This window comes from Aeromonas jandaei, from assembly GCF_037890695.1.
Taxonomy (GTDB): domain Bacteria; phylum Pseudomonadota; class Gammaproteobacteria; order Enterobacterales; family Aeromonadaceae; genus Aeromonas; species Aeromonas jandaei.
This window is the reverse complement of sequence record NZ_CP149571.1, coordinates 3,661,312-3,682,765: the sequence shown is the minus strand read 5'-3', so window position 1 is coordinate 3,682,765 and position 21,454 is coordinate 3,661,312. Positions and strand designations below refer to the sequence as shown.

Below are 21,454 nucleotides of genomic sequence, written 5' to 3'. Positions count from 1 at the left end.
TGACGAGCGGCATAAGCCGCTCGTTTTTATGTAGTGACGGGAGAGGCACAGCTTATGCCTGACAGGCGGCGAGCCGGAGGGCTTCGCGGCGCTCGCTGACATGGGTCAGTCCGTAGGCCAGCAGCACGATAAGGGCGCCGATCCAGGGGGTGTGCATCAGGCCGAGGTGTTCCACCACCAAGCCACCGACGACGGAACCGAGCGCAATGCCGACGTTGAAGGCGGCGATATTGAGGCCCGATGCCACATCCACCGCCTTGGGAGTGTGCAGTTCGGCCTGCTTCACCACCAGTACTTGCAGACCCGGCACATTGCCGAAGGCAAAGGCGCCCCACACCAGTACGGTGAGCACCGCCAGCACCGGGTGTGGCGCGGTGAAGGTGAGGGCCAGCAGCACCAGCGCCAGACCGGCAAACAGCAACTTCAGTGCCGGCAGGGGGCCCATCTTGTCGGCCAACTTGCCACCCCAGATATTGCCGACGGCGACCGATACCCCGTAGACCAGCAGGATCAGGCTCACCGCACCGGCGCTAAAGCCGCTCACCTGCTGCAGGATCGGGGCGAGGAAGGTAAAGGCCGTGAAGGCGCCGCCATAACCGAGGGCGGTTTTGGCGTAGACCAGCAGCAGCGGCTTCTTGGTCAGTACCGAGAGTTGCTCGCGGATGGTCGAGGCCGCCCCCTTGGGCAGGTTGCTCGGGATCAGCAGCAGGCTGCCCACCATGGCGACGAGGCCGAGCAGGCTCACCACCAGAAAGGTTTCACGCCAGCCAAAGACCTGACCAATCCAGGTGCCGAGCGGTACGCCGGTCACCAGCGCCACAGTCAGGCCGCTGAACATGATGGCGATGGCGCTCGCCGCCTTCTCTTTGGCGACCAAGCCGGTGGCAATGGTGCTGCCCACCGAGAAGAAGACCCCGTGGGCCAATCCGGTCAGGATGCGGGCCACGATCAGGCTCTCGTAACCCGGGGCCTGCCAGGCGAGCAGGTTGCCGGCGGTAAAGAGTGCCATCAGTCCCACCAGCAGCCACTTGCGCGGCACCTTGCCGGTGAGCGCCGTGAGCACGGGGGCGCCGATGGCTACGCCAAGGGCATAGAGGCTGACCAACAGGCCCGCCGAGGGGAGCGAGACATTTAGCTGCTCGGCGATGGTGGGGATAAGCCCCACAATCACAAATTCGGTGGTGCCGATCGCAAAGGCACTTAAGGTAAGGGCAAATAACGCCAGTGGCATAACAACTCCTTGGTTAGGGACTCCCGACGGGAGAATGGCGCCAGTATGCCTAGGCGGTTTGTTGGCAAAAATGATGGTGACAGCAAATTACTTTTGCCAAATAAGCAGCAATGGTGATGGGGAATGGGAGAGACAAACGTTGCCGCAAAGGGGGGAAGAGAGTGGGGGGCGAAGTGACAGGAGAGCAGAGACAAAGCGTGCTGAGCGAGTAGGGCACAAATAGGGAATGGTGACTGAGCAATGGAAGGCGACAGGGTTCGCTGAACCTGCTGTGCGTGCGGGAGTGAGTAAAGAGTGAGATTAAAGGGCAAAAAAACGGGAGGCATGATGCCTCCCGTTTTTGCTGAAAAAATGTGATTGAGCGTTATTTGCTCCCTTCTCCCCTTGAGGGAGAAGGGTTGGGGATGAGGGGCGGTCGCTTGCCCCTGACCCTAACCCTCTCCCATAGGGAGAGGGGATAGTTCGTGGTTGCAATAGGCTCGTGAGGGCTGGCTGTACCCGCCGTCGAAACGAGAGAGCCTATGTCTCCCTTCCCGTTTAATCCCAATCCGGCGCAAAGTCCGGGTTGGCGCAGCGCTCGCCCCGCTCCAGGGTAGCGATGGCGGCCATCTCTTCGGCTGTGAGTTTAACCTTGAGGGCTGCAAGGTTAGCTGCGAGATTCTCCCGCTTGGTGGAGCTCGGGATCACAGCCATATTCTGCGCCAGCAGCCAGGCCAGCGACACCTGCGCCGCCGAGACGCCGTGGTGCTGGCCGATCTCCATCAGCAGCGGCTCGGTGAGCACCTTGCCATAGGCGAGCGGCATATAGGCGGTGATGGCGATACCGTTGGCATGGCAGAACTCCACCACCTTGCGGTTTTGCAGCAGGGGGTGGATCTCCACCTGCTGGTGAGCGATGGCCCCAGGCCCCAAAATTTCGATGGCCTGTTTGAGTTGTGCCACGGTGAAGTTGGAGACCCCGATCTCGCGGGTCAGGCCCCGGGCTTTGGCCTCGGCCAGCTGCTCCAGATAGACCGCCATCGGCACCTCATCCTTGGGGGAGGGCCAGTGAATGAGCGCCAGATCCAGATAGTCGGTGCCCAGTTTTTCGAGGCTCACTTCAAGGCTCGGGATCACCTTGCCCGGCCCAAATTCACTGGTCCACACCTTGGTGGTCAGATAGATATCCTGGCGGGTCACGCCGCTCTCGCGCATCAGCTGGCCCACTTCAGCTTCGTTGGCGTAGACCTGGGCGGTGTCGATGTGGTGGTAACCAAGTTCCAGCCCCTGCAACAGAGAGTCGCGCAGGGGTTGACCGGCCAGGCGAAAGGTTCCAAGACCCAGGTTGGGCATCTTCATCATGCTACTCCTCAAACGGGTTGCAAAAAGCGCTCAGCGGCGCGGCAAATTAGGCGTCCAGCGGCTGATAGCGGCGAATGGTGCTGCTGGCAAACCAGGGCTCGGCCTTGGCGACAAATTCGGTAAAGTGGGGCTGGCCCTGATGGGCGGTGAGGGCCGCTTTGCTCTCCCACACCTCGTAGAGCATCCAGCTGTGGGGATTGTCCAGATCCTGATGTAGCTGGTAGCGCTGGCAGCCAGCCTCCTGCAAGGTGGCCGCAATCAGCGGCTCAAGGGCGGCGCGAAACTGCTCGGCATATTCGGGTTTGGCTTCAAGCTGGGCAATCACAATCACGGGTGACGACATCTGAACCTCCTTGGCAAAAACGAAGGGTCAGTATGCCTGCCGTGACTTGCCGGAAACAGGGTTAATGGCGCAGCAGTGAATTGAGAGAGGCACAGCAATCGGGGGCCGTGGCTCCCTATTATCAGGAGCTGGCTTATCAGGCGCCGGCGGGTTCCGACCAGACGGCAAACTCATTGCCGCTGGGCTCAACGAAGTGAAAACGACGGCCACCGGGAAAATCGAAAAGAGGGCGGTTGATGGTGCCTCCATGTTGGCTCACCTTGGCTTGGGTCGCTTCAATATCCGCGCTGTAGAACACCAGCAGGGCGCCGCCCTGAGCTGTCAGGCTGCACTGATCCGCCCGATAGAAGCCGCCATCCAGCCCCTCATCGGTAAAGGCGCAGTAGTCGGGGTCGTAATCGACAAATTGCCAGCCAAATACGGCCTGAAAGAAGGCCTTGGTCGCGGCAAGATCTCGCGCAGCAAACTCCACATAGTTCAGTTTTTCATGGGATTTCATTCAGCTCTTCTTCCTCATCATCAGCATCGGCGGGGTTAGCCAGTTGCTCCCAAGGGGTCAGTTTCAGCTGCTTGCGCCGCAGCCAGAGCCAAGATGCCATGGTTAGGCCGAATAATCCCGCGAACAGGGTTGTGTGGCGCAGAGCTAATAGCGGATCAATCCCCATGGATTGCCAGCTGAACAACCACATCATCGTGCTCCATATCAGGCCAAGGCCAACGCCAAATACCAGCAAGTTGGTTAGCCAGCTCTCGTAGTGAGGCGGTTTGACAGGCCAGCCAAGTTGGCGCAACAACCAGAACAAGGGGGGATTGTAGTTGGACTGCCATACTCCTTTGCTTGCCAGTTCCTGATGGGCAGCCGTCAGCCGCTCTTCAAATGTCATCCTGTTCTTCCTTGTGTCTATTCGGTTTCATACGAACCAATATGGTCCCATTCTACCGGCAAACACCGAACAGAGTTTGAGCGGGCCATCACGTTATCTCTTTGCTGTGATGGTGAAGCCATATCAGGCAATGCTTGCCAATACAGAGCGGCTACGCCTATAAAAGCCCATTACTCTTGTCCGGATAACAGCAATGAAGACCCATTCTGATGAACTGACCCTGTTTGTGGCGGTGGTGGAGGCGGGCAGTTTTCGCCAGGCGGCGGAGAACCTTGGCATGGACAACTCGGTGGTGAGCCGCGGCATCAAACGGTTGGAGGAGAAGCTCTCCACCGTGCTGCTCAATCGCACCACGAGGCGGGTCAGTTTGACCGAGGAGGGGAGCTGGTTCTATCAGCGGGCGGTGAAGATCCTGACCGAGATGAGCGAGGCGGAGGGGCTGCTGCTGATGCGCCGCGAACAGCCGGAGGGCATATTGCGGGTCGATGCGGCCACGCCTTTTATCCTCCATCGGCTGGTGCCCATTATCGGCGAATTTCGACGTCGTTATCCGGCCATCGAGTTGCAGTTGCACAGCTCGGAGGGCTTTATCAATCTGATGGAGCGGCGGGTAGACATGGCCATCCGCATCGGCGAGTTGAGCGACTCCTCTTTGCGCGCGCTGCCCCTTGGCCGCTCTCGGCTGCGGCTGCTGGCCTCTCCCGGCTATCTGAGTGAGCGTGGTACGCCGCGCCAGCCGGCAGATCTGCTAAATGGCCACGAGCTGCTTGGCTTTTTGCATCCCGATCACCTCAACCACTGGCCGCTGCTCAGTGCCGAGCAGGGGGATCGCTTTCCCATCACTCCCAGCCTGCGTGCCAGCAGTGGGGAAACCTTGCGTCAGCTGGCGCTGGCGGGGCAGGGGATCGTCTGTCTGTCGGACTTTATGACCGGGCCGGATCGGGCGAGCGGGGCGCTGCTGGAGGTGCTGGCACGCAGCAACAGCGGCGCCTCGCGTCCCATCAATGCGGTCTTCTATTCCGATGCCCAGCGCGATATCCGGCTGCGGGTCTGGCTCGATTTTCTCAAAGAGCAGCTGGGCAGCCATACCCTCTAGCCGATGAATGGCATTTATGGCCGGATAGACAAACGGCCGACATAGGGTCGGCCGTTTTGCGGGAAGGTGGGGGGGGGCCGGTTTAGCGCGGCAGCTTGCCAAAGACCCGGCTAAGCAGGGCGCCGCCGATGACGGGGGGAACTGCCAGCAGCAGGGTCCACTGCCATGAGATCCCACCCAGCGTAGCGGCCAGAACGATGGTGGTCAGGACCACCAGTTGGGCGACCATCATCAGAAAGGTGCCTTCGCGGGGGGTCAGTGCATTCTCTTCTTGGGTGGTGCGGGTGCTGGTCGGTTTCATGATCTCATTCCTCTTATTGAGCCTGATATCACTAAGCAACCGCCGTTCCATCTTTTTTCATGTTAATAATCAATAGGTTGTATTTTTCATCGTCATTCCTGTTATGAGAGTGCTAGCAAAATGATTCGCAAAATGAAAACGCCACCTTGCGGTGGCGTTTTCATTTGCATGAGAGGCTGGCAGGTCAACGAATGCGGTATTGACGGATCTGCTCATCGATCGCTTTTGCCAGCTCGAACAGCTCGCGACTGGCGGCATTGCTCTCCTCTGCATGCTCGCGCTGATGCTCAGCCACCATGGCCAGTTCGTCGAGGGCGGCTTTGGCTTGCCCCATCTGCTGATGCTGGGATTGGGCCAGCGCACTTATCTCGTTGATCTCGAGTGCCGCCTGATTGATCTGGCTGGTAGCATCGATCAGTACCTCCTTGGCCTGACTCATCCGGTTGTATCCCTCTTCGCTCAAGGTGCGCGAGTCGGTCATCGAGTTGCTGGCCTGGCGGGTACCCTCCTGCAGGCGCAGGATCAGATCCTGTACATCCTTGGTTGCGGTCTGGGTGCGCACTGCCAGCTGGCGCACCTCGTCGGCCACCACGGCAAAACCGCGTCCCATGTCGCCCGCCCGGGCCGCTTCGATGGCGGCGTTGAGGGCCAGCAGGTTGGTCTGGTTCGAGACGTCGCGAATGAGGTTCATGATCTGGGTAATGTCGTTGCTGTCCTTGACCACTTCATCGAGCAGGGTTGATGAGGTGCTGATGCTGCTGCGCAGCGTTTCAAGCCGGTTGGCACTCTGGGTGACATCCTGCTCGATGGTGCGCATATGGCCGGCGATATGGTGGGTCACCTCGTTGACCCCCATGGAGCGGCTGGCTATCTGCTCGGCATTATCCCCGATGAGAGCGACCACGTTGGTCAGCTCCTGAATGCTCTGTGCCTGCTGGCACGCCTCACCCGCCAGCGCTTGCGCCTGATGCAGTGACTGGGAGGATTGGGCCGACAGGGCACTGCCCGATTGCTGGAAGCGGTAGAAGCTCTGGTTCAGGCTCTGGATCAGCCGGTTGAAGCTCTGGGCCATCAACCCGAGCTCCGACTCGTCCGAGAAGTCGAGGCGGGTTGCCAGATCCCGGTCAGCAGTGATGTGGTGCATGCCATCGGCGGCTTGGCGAATGGGGCGGCTGATGGAGTGGGCTAGCCAGGCCGACGCCAGCATCGCCAGGGTGCCGATGGCGAGCGAGACCATGATGATGAGCTGGCGGGATTCATGCAGTCCCTCCTCCAGCTCAGCGCCGTTGATCTCGCCGATCAGCACGCGGTTGAGCGCCGGTATGTAACGCACCGCGATAAGGTAGGTTTCACCATTCTGCGAAAGGGATTGGACGGCAACCTGTTCATGGGCGTTGGGAATGAGCTGTTTGACGGTGTCGAGAAACGCAGCCTGATGGTGGGCTGCATCCTCCTGCTCCTGATCTGGATGGATTTCGATGGAGCCGTTCATATCGGCCAGATAGACCTGACCGCTTTTGCCGATCCGGTAGCTGCTGATGAGCTTGCGCAGTGAATCCATATTGATGGAGGTGCCCGCCACCGCCAGCGTCTTGCCTTCGGACGTGACAGCCGTATTGATGTAGAGCGACGCACGTTTATCAAAGTCAGAGATATCGAGGTTCAGCTCGTAGGGGTGCTTACGTTTGAGAAAGCCGTAGAACCAGTCATCTTTCAGATCTGACTCGTGCAGCTGTTTCTGGGCGGTGGGGCCGCCGTTGAAGTTGATCAGGGTATTGGTCTGGAGCGGCGCGATAAAGACATTGCCGCCAATGCGCTGCTGCAGTGCCTGAAAGTAGTGCTCCATCTTGGGCCACTCTGCTGCCGGCATACCCTGCGCCAACCAATCGATGACGAAGCTGTTGCTGGCCAGCGCCTGTGCTTCGGTCAAGTGGTGGGTCAGCTCGGCAGTGAGCTGGTTGGCGATACGATCCACGCTGCTTGGCAGCTCATAGCGCTCGACCCGCTGCTGCGCCTGAGTGTGGGAGATCTGTTCCAGGATCAGGGTGATACAACTGATGGCGATGACCATCAGTATGGCGACACCGGAGAGGATCCGGGTTCTGATCCCGAGTCCTGACCAGAGGAAGTTAAGTGAAAATCGGTTTATCGCTCTGTCCATAATCCCTAGCTCCTGTAAAAAACAGGTCGCAGATGCGACCCAGAAGTAAATTATAGATAAACAACTCAATTACGTTGTGCCGAGTGCATAAGTGAATAGCGACGACGGATGGAGAGGGGAGATAGAGGTAAAAAGAGAGGCCGACATTGCTGTCGGCCTCTCACGTTTTTCATCTCAAGGCTGTGTCGGTGACCCGATCACTCCTCTTCTGCCCAGCGGCGCGAACGCTCGACCGCTTTCTTCCAACCGCTGTAGCGTTTGGCACGGTCGTCGCGGTCCATCTGCGGGATGAACTCACGGTTCACGCTGAACTTGTCTTCCAGCTCGTCCGAGCTTTTCCAGAAGCCGACGGCCAGACCTGCCAGGAAGGCGGCACCCATGGCGGTGGTCTCGATACGGGTCGGACGTACCACCGGGGTGTGCATCATGTCGGACTGGAACTGCATCAGGAAGTCGTTGGCCACAGCGCCGCCGTCTACTTTCAGGGCTGCCAGCTTGATGCCGGAGTCCTGCTGCATCGCATCCAGCACATCGCGGCTCTGATAGGCGATGGATTCCAGCGCGGCACGGATGATGTGGTTGCGGTTGGCACCGCGGGTCAGGCCGACCATGGTGCCGCGAGCATACGGATCCCAGTAGGGAGCACCCAGACCAACGAAGGCCGGTACCAGATAGACGCCGTTGGTATCGCCCACTTTGGAGGCGAAGTAGTCGGTGTCGCGTGCATCGTGAATGATCTTCAGTTCGTCACGCAGCCACTGGATGGTAGCGCCGCCCATAAACACCGCACCTTCCAGCGCGTAGTTCACTTCCCCTTTCGGGCCGATGGCGACCGTGGTCAGCAAGCCGTTACTGGAGCGAACCGGCTCGGTACCTGTGTTCATCAGCATGAAGCAGCCGGTGCCGTAGGTGTTCTTGGCCATCCCTTTTTCGAAGCAGAGCTGGCCGAACAGGGCTGACTGCTGGTCACCGGCGATACCGGCGATAGGGATGCGGGAGCCGCCGCCACGGGTGGTGTAGCCATACACCTCGGAAGAGGGTTTCACTTCCGGCAGCATGGACATGGGGATGCCCAGCTCGTCCAGCATGCGCTGATCCCACTTCAGGTCGCGGATGTTGTAGAGCATGGTACGGGAGGCGTTGGTCGGGTCGGTGACGTGCACTTCACCGTTGGTCATCTTCCATACCAGCCAGGTGTCGATGGTGCCGAACAGCAGCTCGCCGTTCATCGCCTTCTCGCGGGCACCTTCCACGTTGTCGAGGATCCACTTCACCTTGGTACCGGAGAAGTAGGCATCCAGCACCAGACCGGTGTTTTCACGCACGTACTCTTCCAGACCGCGTGCTTTCAGCTCTTCACAGATGGCTGCGGTGCGGCGGCACTGCCAGACGATGGCGTTGTAGATGGGTTTGCCGGTGGCCTTTTCCCACACAACTGTAGTTTCACGCTGGTTGGTGATACCGATGGCTGCGATCTCTTCGCTGCGAAGGCCAGTCTTAGCCAGCACTTCGGTGAAGACGGAGGATTGGGTTGCCCAGATCTCCATCGGGTCGTGCTCTACCCAGCCCGCTTTCGGGTAGTGCTGGGTGAATTCGCGCTGGGAGGTGCCAACGATATTGGCATCCTGATCAAAGACGATGGCGCGGGAAGAGGTAGTACCCTGGTCCAGAGCGACGACATATTTCTTTTCAGCAGACATGATGTTCTCCACGTTTTTATTTTCCACGTTTTTACACGTTGGGGAGGGGCGCTCTTAGGCGGCGGCCTCTTCTTTGGCGGTTTGGGCAGCTTGCTCGGTGGCGGCAACACGGTTGCCCGGTACACAGGGAGCCAGCACTTTGACATAGAGGGCAGTACCAATCTGGGCACCGACGATGGGGCCAAGGATGGGAACCCAGAAGTAGGGGTTGTCACGGCCACCGGTCATGGCCACATCACCCCAGCCGGCCAGGAAGGCGAACAGTTTGGGGCCGAAATCACGAGCCGGGTTCATGGCAAAACCGGTTAACGGGCCGAGAGAGGCACCGATCACGGCGATCAGGATACCGATCAGCAATGCGGCGGCAAAGCCTTTGGGGGCGCCGTTGTTGTTGTCACCCAGTGCCATGATGCCCAGCATCAGGACGGCGGTGATCACCAGCTCGACGGTGAAGGCCTGCAGGTTGGAGATGGCGCCATTGGGATAGGTTGAGAAGATCCCGGCGGTGCTGAGGCTCTCGATGCTGCCGCGCACCACGTTGTGGGTCACTTCCCACTGGGTGAACAGGTTGCTATAGAGGAAGTAGACCAGCGCGGCGAAGCAGAAGGCGCCGGCGATCTGGGCGATGATGTAGGGCACGACTTTGCGCTTGTCAAAACCTGCGAAGGTCATCAACGCCAGGGTGACGGCCGGGTTGAGGTGGGCACCCGAAATACCGCCGGTCACATAGATGGCGATGGCAACGCCCAGACCCCAGGTAATGGAAATTTCCCACTGCCCGAAGTTGGCTCCCGCCAGTACCAGTGCGGCGACACATCCGACACCGAAGAAGATCAGCAGGCCGGTTCCGATAAACTCGGCGATGCACTCGCCAAGCAGGGTATTGGGTCTTTGTATGCTCATAAGTATTCCTTAGGTATCCACCCGTAGAGGTTTGATGTTCCGTTTTATCTTTATTGTGGCTATCCATTGCGACCGAAAACGTTTCCTTGTTCTTTATTCTTCTTGCGCAAACGTTATGTTCGTTTTCGCTCGTTCTCGGACGTGAGAGAAAATAAACCTTCCCATAAATTTCACCATCCCCCCGCCATGGGAAATGTGGACAAGATCCCACTCATTGCTAAGAAAATGTGACGTAAAGCAATATGTAATCTCCATAATACCCCCTATGGGGTAGTCGCTAACCCTTGCTGTACAAGGGATGACGCTTGATGAGCGTTTTCTCATTTGGAGCTTTTTTTTGTAATAAAACTGCAATATTTGAGCATGCATCACAGAACTTATGAGCGTATATGAGCACAATTGGCTCGCTTACGAATCAATGGACTCACCTGATTCGTCTGACTGTTCAAGGGCCCCCTCAACAGCCCATAACAACAATAAGGAAGCAGAACATGCTTAGTCTCTTCAGGCCTGCGGCGCACATCGACAGGCTCCCGGCCGACAAGGTCGACCCCTTCTACAAACGCATGCGTTGGCAAGTGTTCTTCGGGATCTTCTTCGGTTACGCCGGCTACTATCTGGTGCGGAAAAACTTCAGTCTGGCCATGCCCTACCTGGTCGAGCAGGGTTTTTCCCGCGGAGATCTCGGCTTTGCCCTCTCCGGGGTGTCCATCGCCTATGGTCTCTCCAAATTCCTGATGGGGAACGTCTCTGACCGCTCCAACGCCCGTTACTTCCTCTCTGCCGGCCTGCTGCTGTCAGCTGCGCTGATGTTCATGATGGGTACCATGCATTGGGCTACCTCCAGCATCGGTATCATGTTCGTGCTGCTGTTCCTGAACGGCTGGGCACAGGGGATGGGCTGGCCGCCCTGCGGTCGCACCATGGTGCACTGGTGGTCACAGAAAGAGCGGGGCGAAGTGGTCTCGGTCTGGAACGTGGCCCACAACGTGGGTGGCGGCATGATTGGCCCGCTGTTTATTCTGGGGATGGGTTGGTTCAACGACTGGCGCAGTGCCTTCTATGTTCCGGCAGCCGCTGCGGCGGCCATCGCGGTGATCGCCTTCTTCGTAATGCGCGATACCCCGCAATCGGTCGGCCTGCCACCCATCGAAGAGTACAAGAACGATTTTCCCAAGGATTACAACGAGAGCCATGAGCAGGAGTTTTCCGCCAAGGAGATCTTCGTCAAGTACGTGCTGCACAACAAACTGCTGTGGTACATCGCCATTGCCAACGCCTTCGTTTACCTCATTCGTTACGGTGTGCTGGACTGGGCGCCGACCTACCTGAAAGAGGCCAAGGATTTCAGCGTCGACAAATCCTCCTGGGCTTACTTCCTCTATGAGTGGGCGGGTATTCCGGGCACCCTGCTGTGCGGCTGGATCTCTGACAAGATGTTCCAGGGCCGCCGTGCGCCGGCCGGTATCCTGTTCATGGTGCTGGTAACCCTGTTCGTGCTGGTCTACTGGCTAAACCCGGCTGGCAACCCGACCGTCGACATGCTGGCACTGGTGGCCATCGGCTTCCTCATCTACGGCCCTGTCATGCTGATCGGTCTCTATGCGCTGGAGCTGGCACCGAAGAAGGCGGCCGGTACTGCGGCTGGTTTCACCGGTCTGTTTGGTTATCTGGGCGGTGCCGTGGCGGCCAACGCCATGCTGGGTTACACAGTTGACCACTTTGGCTGGGACGGCGGCTTTATGGTGCTGACCGTATCCTGCGTGCTCTCCATCATCCTGCTGGCGATGACCCTCAAGCACGAGAACCTTGCCGTGGCAGCCAGAGCCGAGGCTCATAAGGCATAAAACGTGATCCTCAGCTTATTGATCCCCAAGGGGATCGGGTAAACTGCCAAAAGGCCCCGCACCTGCCGGGGCCTTTTTTCGTCTCATCATCGGAGTGCAAGCGTGAAGCAAACCCAACGACATCTGGAGATCCTGGACGTCCTGACGCGGCAGGGATTTGTCTCGACCGACGATCTGGTGACCCATTTTGATGTCAGTCCCCAGACCATTCGCCGGGATCTCAACGATCTCGCCGAGCAGAACAAGATCCGGCGCCATCATGGCGGTGCCTCCCTGCATTCGAGTACCGTCAATACCGCCTACAGCGCTCGCAAAGTGATGCAGCTCAAGGAGAAAGAGCGTATCGCCCGCGAGGTAGCCGCCAATATTCCCGATGGCTCGTCCCTCTTTATCGATATCGGCACCACTACCGAAGCCATTGCCCGCGCCCTGCTCGATCACCGCGAGCTGCGCATCGTCACCAACAACCTCAACGTGGCCAGCATTCTGACTGCCAAGGATGACTTCACCGTCATCATCGCCGGTGGCGAGATCCGCAACCGGGATGGCGGCATCGTGGGGGAGGCAACCCGCGACTTTATCGGCCAGTTCCGCATGGACTATGGCGTCATCGGCATTTCGGGTATCGACAACGACGGCTCCCTGCTCGATTTCGACTATCACGAGGTGAAGATTGCCCAGGCCATCATCGCCCACTCCCGCCAGGTCTTTCTGGCCGCTGACCACACCAAGTTTGGTCGCAACGCCATGGTCAACCTCGGCAACATCAATCAGGTTCACGCGCTCTTTACCGATCAGGAGCCGCCCGAGAAATTGACAAGGTTGATGGCCCAGCATCAGGTCGCCTGCCATATCTGCTGATATAGCGCCTGTGTTGTGGAGTTCAGGTCGCCCTGGCGGGCGGCCTCCCTTTCGTTATTATCCCCTTTTGGGGTATTGCCTTCCGACTCTTCCTCCCTTCGTTTTTTGAACGTCATTGCCATGGTATTGGCAACACCTCCTTTCATTGCCCAACGCGAAGCGCCAAGCCTGTTTGGCTGCACATTGTGATCACACTTTTACAACTAAATGTTCGTTTGATGTTTTTTTATGTTCTAAAATGAGCGAAATCAAACATTGCTGTTATAGCAATCATAAAAATGAAAGTAGGTGAACATGAGCGAACATTATGATCTGGTCGTCGTTGGTGGCGGCATCAACGGGGTAGGCATTGCAGCTGATGCGGCAGGGCGGGGTTTGAAAGTGGCCCTGTTCGAGGCGCAGGATCTCGCCTCAGCCACCTCTTCCAACTCCAGCAAGCTGATCCACGGTGGTCTGCGCTATCTCGAACATTACGAATTCCGGCTGGTGAAAGAGGCGCTGGCGGAGCGGGAGGTGCTGCTCGGCATGGCGCCCCATATCGCCCGGCCGATGCGTTTTCGTCTGCCGCACCGCCCGCATCTGCGTCCGGCCTGGATGATCCGCGCCGGCCTCTTCCTTTATGACAATCTGGCCAAGCGCGACAAGCTCAAGGGCAGCTGTGGCGTGCGCTTCCTGCCGCAAGATGGCCTCACTTCCGGTATCAACAAGGGGTTCGAGTATTCAGACGCCTGGGTCGACGACGCCCGGCTGGTGGTGCTCAATGCCATGATGGCGCGCGACAAGGGTGCCGACGTGCAGACCCGCACCAGCTGCGTCAAGGCGGAGCGCGGCTCAAAGCACTGGACCTTGACGCTGGAGCGGGAAGGGGGCGAGCAGTTCAGCGTCACCTGCCGTGGTCTGGTCAATGCGGCCGGCCCCTGGGTCAAGACCTTCTATGACGAGAGCCTGCATGAGAAATCCCCGCGCGGTATTCGCCTCATCAAGGGCAGCCACATGATAGTGCCGCGCATCCATGAGCGCGAAGAGGCCTACATCCTGCAAAACGAGGACAACCGCATCGTCTTCGTTATCCCTTATCAGCAGGACTACTCCCTCATCGGCACTACGGATGTGGAGCACAAGGGCAGTCCGCGCGAGGCGAAGATCAGCGACGCCGAGATCAACTACCTGTGCAAGGTGGTCAACGCCCACTTCACCCGCCAGATCGCCCCGAAAGATGTGATCTGGACTTACGCCGGGGTGCGCCCGCTGTGCGATGACGAATCCGACTCGCCGCAGGCGGTGACCCGCGACTATACCCTCGAACTCTCCGGTGAATCTGACGGCGCGCCGCTGCTCTCGGTATTTGGCGGCAAGCTCACCACCTATCGCAAGCTGGCCCAGGCAGCCTGCAACAAGCTCAAACCCTGGTTCAGTCAGATGGGGGAGGACTGGACTGCCAGCAGCCGTCTGCCGGGGGGCGAGTTTGACTGCTCGGTCCGCGAGCTGGCGCGCGCCTTTGCGCTGGAATTTGACTGGCTCGATGATCGCAGCGCCCTGCGTATCGCCGAAGCCTATGGCGCCCATGCCCGGCTCTGGCTCAAGGAGCCCCGTGGCCAGCACTTTGGTGCCGGACTATACGAATCTGAGGTGAGCTACCTTATCGAGCGGGAGTGGGCTTGCACCCTTGAAGATATCCTCTGGCGTCGCAGCAAGCTGGGGCTGCGCCTGTCCGATTCCGAGCAACAGCAACTGGGTGAGTGGCTGGTACACCATCACCACGGCCTGCGCAAAGCAAGCTGAATCCTCTGAAGGGCGGCCCTGCGTCGCCCTTCCCATAACTGCAATAAACCTCTGATATAACAACTACCTACACACAATAATAAAGAGTGTCACATATGAAAAAACTCACCGTCTCCCTCATTGCGCTAAGCCTTGGGGCATCCCTCTCATTACCTGTTCTGGCCGTCGATGAAGGCAAGATAGTGATTGCTCACCGGGGCGCTTCCGGCTACCTGCCCGAGCACACCCTGGAGTCCAAGGCATTGGCCTACGGCATGGGTGCCGATTATCTGGAGCAGGATCTGGTGATGACCAAGGATGACCAGCTGGTGGTGATGCACGATCACTTCCTCGATGGCATCACCGATGTGGCCGAGCGCTTCCCCGGCCGGGCTCGCCCGGATGGGCGCTACTATGTGGTGGATTTCACCCTGGATGAAGTGCGCTCCCTGCGCATGACCGAGCCGTTCCAGCTGGTGGATGGCAAGCAGGTGCCGGTCTATCCGGCGCGCTTCCCGCTGTGGAAGTCCAGCTTCAAGATCCACACCTTCCAGGAAGAGATCGAGATGATCCAGGGGCTCAACAAGAGCACCGGCAAGAACATCGGTATCTACCCGGAGATAAAAGCGCCATGGCTGTTCCGCCACGAAGGCAAGGACATCTCCAAGGCGGTACTCAAGGTATTGAAGCAGTACGGCTACACCAGCAAGGATGACAAGGTCTATCTGCAGTGTTTCGATACCAACGAGCTCAAGCGCATCAACAGTGAGCTGATGCCCGCCATGGGCATGGATCTGAAACTGGTGCAGCTGATGGCCGAGACCGACTGGAACGAGACCATGGTCTATGACGCCAAGGGCAAGGCAACCCCCTACAGCTATGACTGGATGTTCAAGCCGGGCGCCATGAAGGAGATCGCCAGCTACGCCGAGGGGATCGGCCCGTGGAAGCCGATGATAGTGCCGGAGCCGGGTACCCTGGGTAAACCGACCTTCACCGGCATGGTAAAAGAGGCGCACGCGGCCGGCCTCAAGGTGCATCCTTACACCTTCCGTCAGGATGATGGACAGATCCCGGCCTATGCCAAGGACTTTACCGATCTGCTCAACATCTTCCTCTATCAGGCAGATGTGGACGGGGTGTTCAGTGACTTCCCCGACAAGGCGGTTGCCGTCATCCAAGCCCATGAAGGGACACGGAAATAGTTGGCAAAGTGTCATTTGAATTCAGAGCGGGGCCAGATGGCCTCGCTTTTTATTTAGCGGGAGCAGCAAGGGAGTGTGCGCGGTGTCAGAAAATAGCCAAATCACGTCATCGGGTGCCGGATCTGCATCATTTTACGTACTTTTTACGTTGCAGAGCGCTGGCATGAAATCGGCAGAGCGGTTAGTCTAGCGGCGTTGAACCAACCCCAAGAGGTACAGATGAAAACCGTATTGCGTTTTAGCCTGCTGGGCGCCTTGTTGCTGGGTGGCCATGCCTTCGCCGCCGAGCCGAAAAAATTTGATATCAGCATGTTCCCAGCCGCTGACGTGAATCAGGAACGTGTGGTAATCCGCCTGCCTGAAGTCGAGAACGAAGCCGACATGATGGTCGAGCTGCAGGTCGGCAAGAAGATGATGGTTGACTGCAACGTGCCGCGTTTTGCGGGCAACCTGGAACAGCACAGCGTCAAGGGCTGGGGCTACAACTATCTGCAACTGGGTCAGGTTTCCGACCCCATCAGCACTCTGATGGCTTGCCCGGATGGTCAGAAGAAAGAGACCTTCGTCCAGATCTATGGTCAGGGTTTCTTTGTGAACTACAACTCCAAGCTGCCGTTCGTGATCTATGTGCCGCAGGAGTACGAAGTGCGCTACCGTTTGTGGCGTGCCGACAACCTGGCACAGCCGGCCATGATCGAGTAACGATCTTTGCACCAAAAGTTCAGCTGGTTCACCTGACGAAACAAATAAAGCGCCGTATGGCGCTTTATTTTTTGCCCGATTTATCTGAAAACAGCCCGGCAATGTTTACGAAATTTTACATAAGCCTGTTATTTATCAACGATTTTTGTGTGCTTCCCCGCAAAATCGGCCCTGTCTGACGGATAATGCAGCTTCGATGAAAGATATTTATTAACATAGTAAGAAAATTGATTTTGCACTCGGCGATGGCCTGATGATACTTGCCCGCAAAGGTCAAACTAACCAGAAAAAAGAGCATTATGAGCTTCGAATCAGACAAGCGTTTCAACGACTTCAAACATTTTCCCCGTGGCCTGCGTCGCAGTGGCGAATTCACTGTGGCCGAAGCGGATAGTCTGGAAAAATACGGCACAGCCATGCTGTCACTCTATCAGGGCACCCTTGCCCCCCGTGACGATGTAGAGGCTGCTTTCATCGAGCAGGTTAAATCCGGTGCTGCCGGTGCCAACCCCCACGCCAAGGTATGGTTCAAGTACCTCAAGGTGATCGGGCCCAAGCGTGTTCACCGTCTCTGCACCGTCGTTGGCGGCGCCAGCGAAGAGAGCAGCGGTGGCGGCAGCTTTGATGTCGGCGGTGGCAGCGGCGGTGGCAGTGACGAGTCCATCGATTAATGGATACCGAGCTGCTTCGGACCTTTATCGAGGTGAGCAAGACCCGGCACTTTGGCCGGGCTGCTGAAAATCTCTATCTGACCCAGTCGGCGGTGAGTTTCAGGATCCGCCAGCTTGAACAGCAACTCGGGGTCAGTCTGTTTGCCCGTCATCGCAACAACATCCGTTTGACAGCCTCCGGTGAGCGTCTGCTGCCCTATGCAGACGCCATCCTCCATACCCTTGGTCGTGCCAAACAGGATGTGGCGCTCTCGCCAGGTTTCAGCCAGCAGCTGGCCATCGGTGCTCCCGCCGTCTTCTGGGAGCTCGATTTCAATGACTGGCTCAACCACATCTATGCGCTGGCGCCCGGCTTGGCGGTACGGCTGGAAACGGCTTCCCGCGAGCACCTCTGTCGCCAGTTGCTTGAGCGCTCCCTCGATCTGGCCCTGCTCTCCGAGCCGACCAAGATCGACGAGATAGCTCTGCACCCCATCGGGGAGCTGGTGTTCGAGCTGGTGAGCCGGGATCCGGCGGCCAACGCCGACAACCTGATGCAGATGCCCCACATCCATCTCGACTGGGGTACCAGCTTCGAGCCGCAGCCGAGCAGGCTGCAGAGCCTGCAAAAGACCCCGGTGCTGCACTCCAGCTCTGCCAGCATGGCGCTGCAATTTGTGCTGGCCAACGGCGGTGCCGCCTATCTGCCGCGGCGCATGGTCAGCCCCTTCCTCGAGAAAGGGGCGTTGCATCTGGTAGAAGGGGGCCAGCCGCTGAGCCGTCCGCTCTATCTCGCCTATCTGGAGAAATCAGATCGCCGCGAACTGATCGATCAGCTGCTGACGCTGCCACTCGGTTGGCACGATGCCGAGCTGCGGCTCGCCGCCGAATAGCTTCAGCTTTATCTTCCGTTACAGCCCACCTCCCGGTGGGCTGTCTATTTCTGGCGCAAAGGCGGGGGAGAGGTCACGTAATTGACGTAGAAGGGTTGGCGTCATCTGCCGGTAATTGTACCTTTTCAGGCTCTTTGTCTGTCAGCCAGTTACAGGGATGCGATTTACAGGGATGAAGTGCACATGATCGACTTTAGTCACCCCGAATGGCGGGCGTTGGCACAACAGCTGCTCGAGTGTTCGCCAGCGGTGATCCGCGGCCGGCAATGGCAACCGCTGATAGGTCTGCTCAAGGATAACCAGCTGCTGCTTGCCCACGGCAACCACAGCTATGAATTGACCCCGGCCGGGCGCCGCTATCTGACTCGCGAGCTGATGCTGGCGGAGATCGCCACGGCGCCGCCTGCGCCGGAGGAGTGGCTACACGGACAGGGGTGGCAGCTGGGGGAGCTGGTCAACGAACGGGTGCTCGCCGCGCTCTATCGCAAGAGCGAGGTGAACTTCACCCCCAACGAACAGATCGACTTCGAAGACAAGGGGATCCGGCTCTGCGCCGATCAGCTGCTGCGCCTGCGCGCAGCCCAGCCGTTCAGCCTCTTTTTCAGCGGTGGCACCCTGCTCGATGCCGCTCCCTGGCTGCAGGCCCTCGGTGAGATAGCACTCCCCGAGCGTACCCTGACCGGCCTTGGCAAGATCCTGTGGGGGGAGGGGGAGCTGCTGCGGGTGGTTACCACCGACAGCGTTGGTGCATTTGCCGAGCTACAACTGCCTGCCGGTACTCTGCTGGTGTGGGCACCGGCGACGGCCCAGCTGGCGCTGCAACAGGTGATCGCTGCCCTGCCGCCCAATGTGCAGTGGAGCCACCTGACCTCGCTCGATCCCGCCGGGGTCGACAGGGTGGTGGCGCTGGCCCAACGCTTGAGTCGTCCACCGAGCTGGTGGCTGCCCAGAACACTGGCTCCCATTATCACCACCTACGCTAGCCCGCTCGGGGAGGCTCGCCGCTGGGAACCGAGCCGGATCCCCAAATCCTTGTTGGCAATTTGTAACGGTTTGGTTGAGTCAAATGGTGCCTTGTCGGCCGAGGTGTGCGCCCTTGCACCCGAGTGGCATGCCGTTGGTTGAAATCCCCGCCAGAGCAGGCCAAAAAGCGGTTTTCCCCCACGGAACGCGATGATATAAAGAGTTGACGAAGCGCTCGCCGGATGAGCGCTTTTGTTTACCACGCCGCTTTGCCACCCAATGAACTCAACGGAATACAGGGAATACCATGTTTGAAAAGGTTGTTGCCGCCCCAGCGGATCCGATCCTGGGCCTGACCGAAGCCTTCCGCGCTGACTCTCGCAGCCACAAAATCAATCTGGGAGTCGGGATCTACAAGGATGAGACCGGTGCCACCCCCATTCTTCACTGCGTCAAGCAAGCCGAGCAGAAGCTGCTGACCGACGAGAAGACCAAGAATTACCTCGGTATTGAAGGCAATATCGAATATGGCCGCATCGTGCAGCAGTTGCTGTTCGGGCAGAACTCCGCGCTGGTCGCCAGCGGCCGCGCCAAGACCGCTCAAGCGCCGGGCGGTACCGGTGCCCTTCGTATCGCTGCCGAATTTGTGGTGCGCAACGGTCTGGCCAAGACCATCTGGATCTCCGATCCCACCTGGGCCAACCACGTCAGCGTGTTCCAGGCCGCCGGTCTGACCGTCAAGTGGTACAAGTACTACGACGCCGCCACCAAGGGGCTCGACTTTGCTGCCATGCAGGCCTCGCTGGCTGAAGTGCAGGCAGGCGATTTGGTGCTGCTGCACGGCTGCTGCCACAACCCGACCGGTATCGACCCCACTAGCGATCAGTGGCGCGCACTGGCCAAGCAGAGTGCTGCCGCCGGCTGGTTGCCGCTGTTTGACTTTGCCTATCAGGGCTTTGCCCGCGGTATCGAAGAGGATGCCGAAGGTCTGCGCATCTTCGCCGAGTGCCACGACGAGCTGCTGGTAGCGAGCTCCTTCTCCAAGAACTTCGGTCTCTACAACGAGCGGGTCGGCGCCTTCACTCTGGTCAGTGCCACCAAGGAGATCGCCGACGTCGCCTTCACCCAGGTCAAGACCGTCATTCGCGCCAACTACTCCAACCCGCCGTCACATGGCGCCGCCGTCGTCACCGCCGTGGTGAGCGATCCGGCCCTCTATGCCGAGTGGGTGGAAGAAGTGGCTGCCATGCGGGTGCGCATTCGCGAGATGCGCGAGCTGCTGGTGGAGAAACTGGCTGCGCGCGGTGTGAACCAGGATTTCAGCTTTATCCGCGAGCAGAACGGCATGTTCTCCTTCTCAGGTCTCTCCAAGGATCAGGTTGAGCGCCTCAAGAGCGAGTTTGCCATCTATATCGTCGGCTCCGGCCGGATCAGCGTGGCCGGTATTACCCGTGCCAACATAGATCCGCTTTGCGATGCCATCGCCAAGGTGCTGTAACGCCAGCCGTTAACCGCAATACTGAAAAAGCCCGTCACACCAGTGACGGGCTTTTTTGATCCAGCCGTGTGAGCAGTTCAGCGAAGGCCCTGCAACCAGCGGCGCAGCTGAAGCACCAGCAAGGTGAGGGCGCCACCCAGCAGTGCGGTGAGCACCGCCAGCAGCATGCTACCGAGCAGGAAGGGGGGAACAAGAGTTGCCGCTTCCTGCTCCAGCCAGTGGAGCGTCCAGGTGAGATGGAAAGGCTCCGGCGTCTTGTGCAGCACCAGACAGCCGGTGCGATAGGCATAGAGGTACATGAAGGGCAGTGTGAGCGGGTTGTTGAACCAGACCGCCAGCAGCGCCAGCGGCAGGTTGAGGCTGAACGCCAGCGCCAGTCCGACCGCGATCAGCGAATGCATCGGGATAGGGAACCAGCAGGCGAAGATGCCGGCGGCCACGGCGCCGCTCAGGGCGCGGGTGCCCCCTTGCCAGAGGGCGGGAGCGAGCAGTCGCTCACCAAACAGGGCAAACCACTTCTGCTTGCGCAGGGTATCGGGATCGATCTTGAAACGGGAGAACCAGCGACTCAGCATGGGCGTGCCACCTTGCGCTTTTGCCACTGACGCACCGTGCTGATGCGCCAGAAGGTGCGGATCACGGCGTATCCGATGAGCGAGCTCAGCAGGGCCAGCACCAGCGAGCCCAGCAGGAGCGGCGGGGCGACGGTTTCAAATACCGATACCAGCCAGGCCCAGGTGAACTGGATGTCGACATGTTGCGAGGTTTGCCCCAGCAACTGGCAACCGACCAGATAGGCGCCATAGAACATAGGGGGAATGGTCAGTGGATTGGAGAGCCAGACCAGCGCCACTGCGAGGGGCAGATTGACCCGGCAGGCGATGGCGAGCCCGGCGGCCAGCAACATCTGGCAGGGGAGCGGCACCCAGGCCATGAACAGCCCCACGGCGAAGGCGCCCGCAGCCGAGCGCCGGTTGAGATGCCAGAGATTGGCATCGAGCAGCAGGCGACCAAAGAGCCGCAAGTGCTTGTGTTCTTTCAGTGTTTGCGGGTCGGGCATCCAGCGTTTGATGAGTCGTTTGGGCATATTGAAACCTTGCTAAATACTTGCACC

At 58.9% G+C, this 21,454-nt stretch carries 21 protein-coding genes; 10 read left to right on the top strand and 11 right to left on the bottom strand.

The genetic code is table 11. The features are described from left to right. Nucleotides 1–52: 52 nt before the first annotated feature. From WE862_RS17145 to WE862_RS17125, 5 genes are all read right to left on the bottom strand, one after another. Nucleotides 53–1,231, bottom strand: coding sequence for an MFS transporter (locus WE862_RS17145; protein ID WP_042031181.1), 1,179 nt, complete (start codon nt 1,229–1,231; stop codon nt 53–55). A 537-nt stretch (nt 1,232–1,768) separates the two neighbouring features. Then, nucleotides 1,769–2,572, bottom strand: coding sequence for a 2,5-didehydrogluconate reductase DkgB (gene dkgB / locus WE862_RS17140; RefSeq protein WP_042031180.1), 804 nt, complete (start codon nt 2,570–2,572; stop codon nt 1,769–1,771). 46 nt (nt 2,573–2,618) lie between these two features. Further along, nucleotides 2,619–2,915: a putative quinol monooxygenase gene (locus WE862_RS17135; protein ID WP_042031179.1), complete on the bottom strand. Its 297-nt coding sequence runs from the start codon at nt 2,913–2,915 to the stop codon at nt 2,619–2,621. Between the two features lie 136 nt (nt 2,916–3,051). Then, nucleotides 3,052–3,414, bottom strand: coding sequence for a VOC family protein (locus WE862_RS17130; protein ID WP_042031178.1), 363 nt, complete (start codon nt 3,412–3,414; stop codon nt 3,052–3,054). Beyond that, nucleotides 3,401–3,799: a DUF6404 family protein gene (locus WE862_RS17125; protein WP_042031176.1), complete on the bottom strand. Its 399-nt coding sequence runs from the start codon at nt 3,797–3,799 to the stop codon at nt 3,401–3,403. The genes WE862_RS17130 and WE862_RS17125 overlap by 14 nt, the downstream gene beginning before the upstream one ends. Before the next feature lie 193 nt (nt 3,800–3,992). Here WE862_RS17125 and WE862_RS17120 point away from each other — a divergent pair, with 193 nt between their 5' ends. After that, the gene (locus WE862_RS17120) at nt 3,993–4,895 is read left to right on the top strand and encodes a LysR substrate-binding domain-containing protein (protein WP_042031175.1); all 903 of its coding nucleotides are present in this window, start codon (nt 3,993–3,995) and stop codon (nt 4,893–4,895) included. A gap of 82 nt (nt 4,896–4,977) precedes the next feature. Here WE862_RS17120 and WE862_RS17115 read toward each other — a convergent pair whose 3' ends face one another. The 4 genes from WE862_RS17115 to WE862_RS17100 form a co-directional block, all read right to left on the bottom strand. Then, nucleotides 4,978–5,196, bottom strand: a complete 219-nt coding sequence (locus tag WE862_RS17115; protein ID WP_042031174.1) for a hypothetical protein — start codon at nt 5,194–5,196, stop codon at nt 4,978–4,980. Between the two features lie 184 nt (nt 5,197–5,380). After that, nucleotides 5,381–7,357: a methyl-accepting chemotaxis protein gene (locus tag WE862_RS17110; protein WP_042031173.1), complete on the bottom strand. Its 1,977-nt coding sequence runs from the start codon at nt 7,355–7,357 to the stop codon at nt 5,381–5,383. 197 nt (nt 7,358–7,554) lie between these two features. Continuing rightward, nucleotides 7,555–9,057, bottom strand: coding sequence for a glycerol kinase GlpK (gene glpK, locus WE862_RS17105; RefSeq protein ID WP_339058650.1), 1,503 nt, complete (start codon nt 9,055–9,057; stop codon nt 7,555–7,557). A 54-nt stretch (nt 9,058–9,111) separates the two neighbouring features. Then, nucleotides 9,112–9,960 (bottom strand): MIP/aquaporin family protein, encoded by an 849-nt coding sequence (locus WE862_RS17100; RefSeq protein ID WP_042031172.1) that lies wholly within the window; start codon nt 9,958–9,960, stop codon nt 9,112–9,114. 491 nt (nt 9,961–10,451) lie between these two features. On the opposite strand from WE862_RS17100, the gene glpT reads away from it, so the two are divergent. The 9 genes from glpT (at nt 10,452) to WE862_RS17055 (ending at nt 20,340) form a co-directional block, all read left to right on the top strand. Continuing rightward, nucleotides 10,452–11,807 (top strand): glycerol-3-phosphate transporter, encoded by a 1,356-nt coding sequence (gene glpT / locus WE862_RS17095; protein WP_033112911.1) that lies wholly within the window; start codon nt 10,452–10,454, stop codon nt 11,805–11,807. Nucleotides 11,808–11,909: 102 nt separating this feature from the next. After that, complete coding sequence (locus tag WE862_RS17090; protein WP_033112910.1) at nt 11,910–12,668, top strand: DeoR/GlpR family transcriptional regulator; 759 nt, start codon at nt 11,910–11,912, stop codon at nt 12,666–12,668. 294 nt (nt 12,669–12,962) lie between these two features. After that, nucleotides 12,963–14,450, top strand: a complete 1,488-nt coding sequence (gene glpD, locus WE862_RS17085) for a glycerol-3-phosphate dehydrogenase (protein ID WP_042031171.1) — start codon at nt 12,963–12,965, stop codon at nt 14,448–14,450. Between the two features lie 95 nt (nt 14,451–14,545). Continuing rightward, nucleotides 14,546–15,634 (top strand): glycerophosphodiester phosphodiesterase, encoded by a 1,089-nt coding sequence (gene glpQ, locus WE862_RS17080; RefSeq protein ID WP_042031170.1) that lies wholly within the window; start codon nt 14,546–14,548, stop codon nt 15,632–15,634. A gap of 219 nt (nt 15,635–15,853) precedes the next feature. Beyond that, the gene (eco, locus tag WE862_RS17075) at nt 15,854–16,336 is read left to right on the top strand and encodes a serine protease inhibitor ecotin (RefSeq protein ID WP_033112907.1); all 483 of its coding nucleotides are present in this window, start codon (nt 15,854–15,856) and stop codon (nt 16,334–16,336) included. Nucleotides 16,337–16,635: 299 nt separating this feature from the next. Further along, nucleotides 16,636–17,007: a DUF413 domain-containing protein gene (maoP, locus tag WE862_RS17070; protein WP_033112906.1), complete on the top strand. Its 372-nt coding sequence runs from the start codon at nt 16,636–16,638 to the stop codon at nt 17,005–17,007. Then, nucleotides 17,007–17,879 carry an HTH-type transcriptional regulator HdfR gene (gene hdfR, locus WE862_RS17065; RefSeq protein WP_041208513.1) on the top strand — a complete coding sequence of 291 codons (873 nt, stop codon included), beginning with the start codon at nt 17,007–17,009 and terminating at the stop codon, nt 17,877–17,879. Before maoP ends, hdfR begins: the two co-directional genes overlap by 1 nt. Before the next feature lie 183 nt (nt 17,880–18,062). Next, nucleotides 18,063–19,004: a hypothetical protein gene (locus tag WE862_RS17060; RefSeq protein WP_042031167.1), complete on the top strand. Its 942-nt coding sequence runs from the start codon at nt 18,063–18,065 to the stop codon at nt 19,002–19,004. 145 nt (nt 19,005–19,149) lie between these two features. Beyond that, complete coding sequence (locus WE862_RS17055) at nt 19,150–20,340, top strand: amino acid aminotransferase (RefSeq protein WP_042031165.1); 1,191 nt, start codon at nt 19,150–19,152, stop codon at nt 20,338–20,340. A gap of 77 nt (nt 20,341–20,417) precedes the next feature. Here the strand turns inward: WE862_RS17055 and WE862_RS17050 are convergent, their stop codons facing one another. Continuing rightward, nucleotides 20,418–20,915 carry a DUF2062 domain-containing protein gene (locus WE862_RS17050; protein WP_041208510.1) on the bottom strand — a complete coding sequence of 166 codons (498 nt, stop codon included), beginning with the start codon at nt 20,913–20,915 and terminating at the stop codon, nt 20,418–20,420. Then, entirely contained in the window at nt 20,909–21,427 is a 519-nt protein-coding gene (locus tag WE862_RS17045) for a DUF2062 domain-containing protein (protein ID WP_042031164.1), read from the bottom strand. Before WE862_RS17045 ends, WE862_RS17050 begins: the two co-directional genes overlap by 7 nt. Nucleotides 21,428–21,454: the final 27 nt, after the last annotated feature.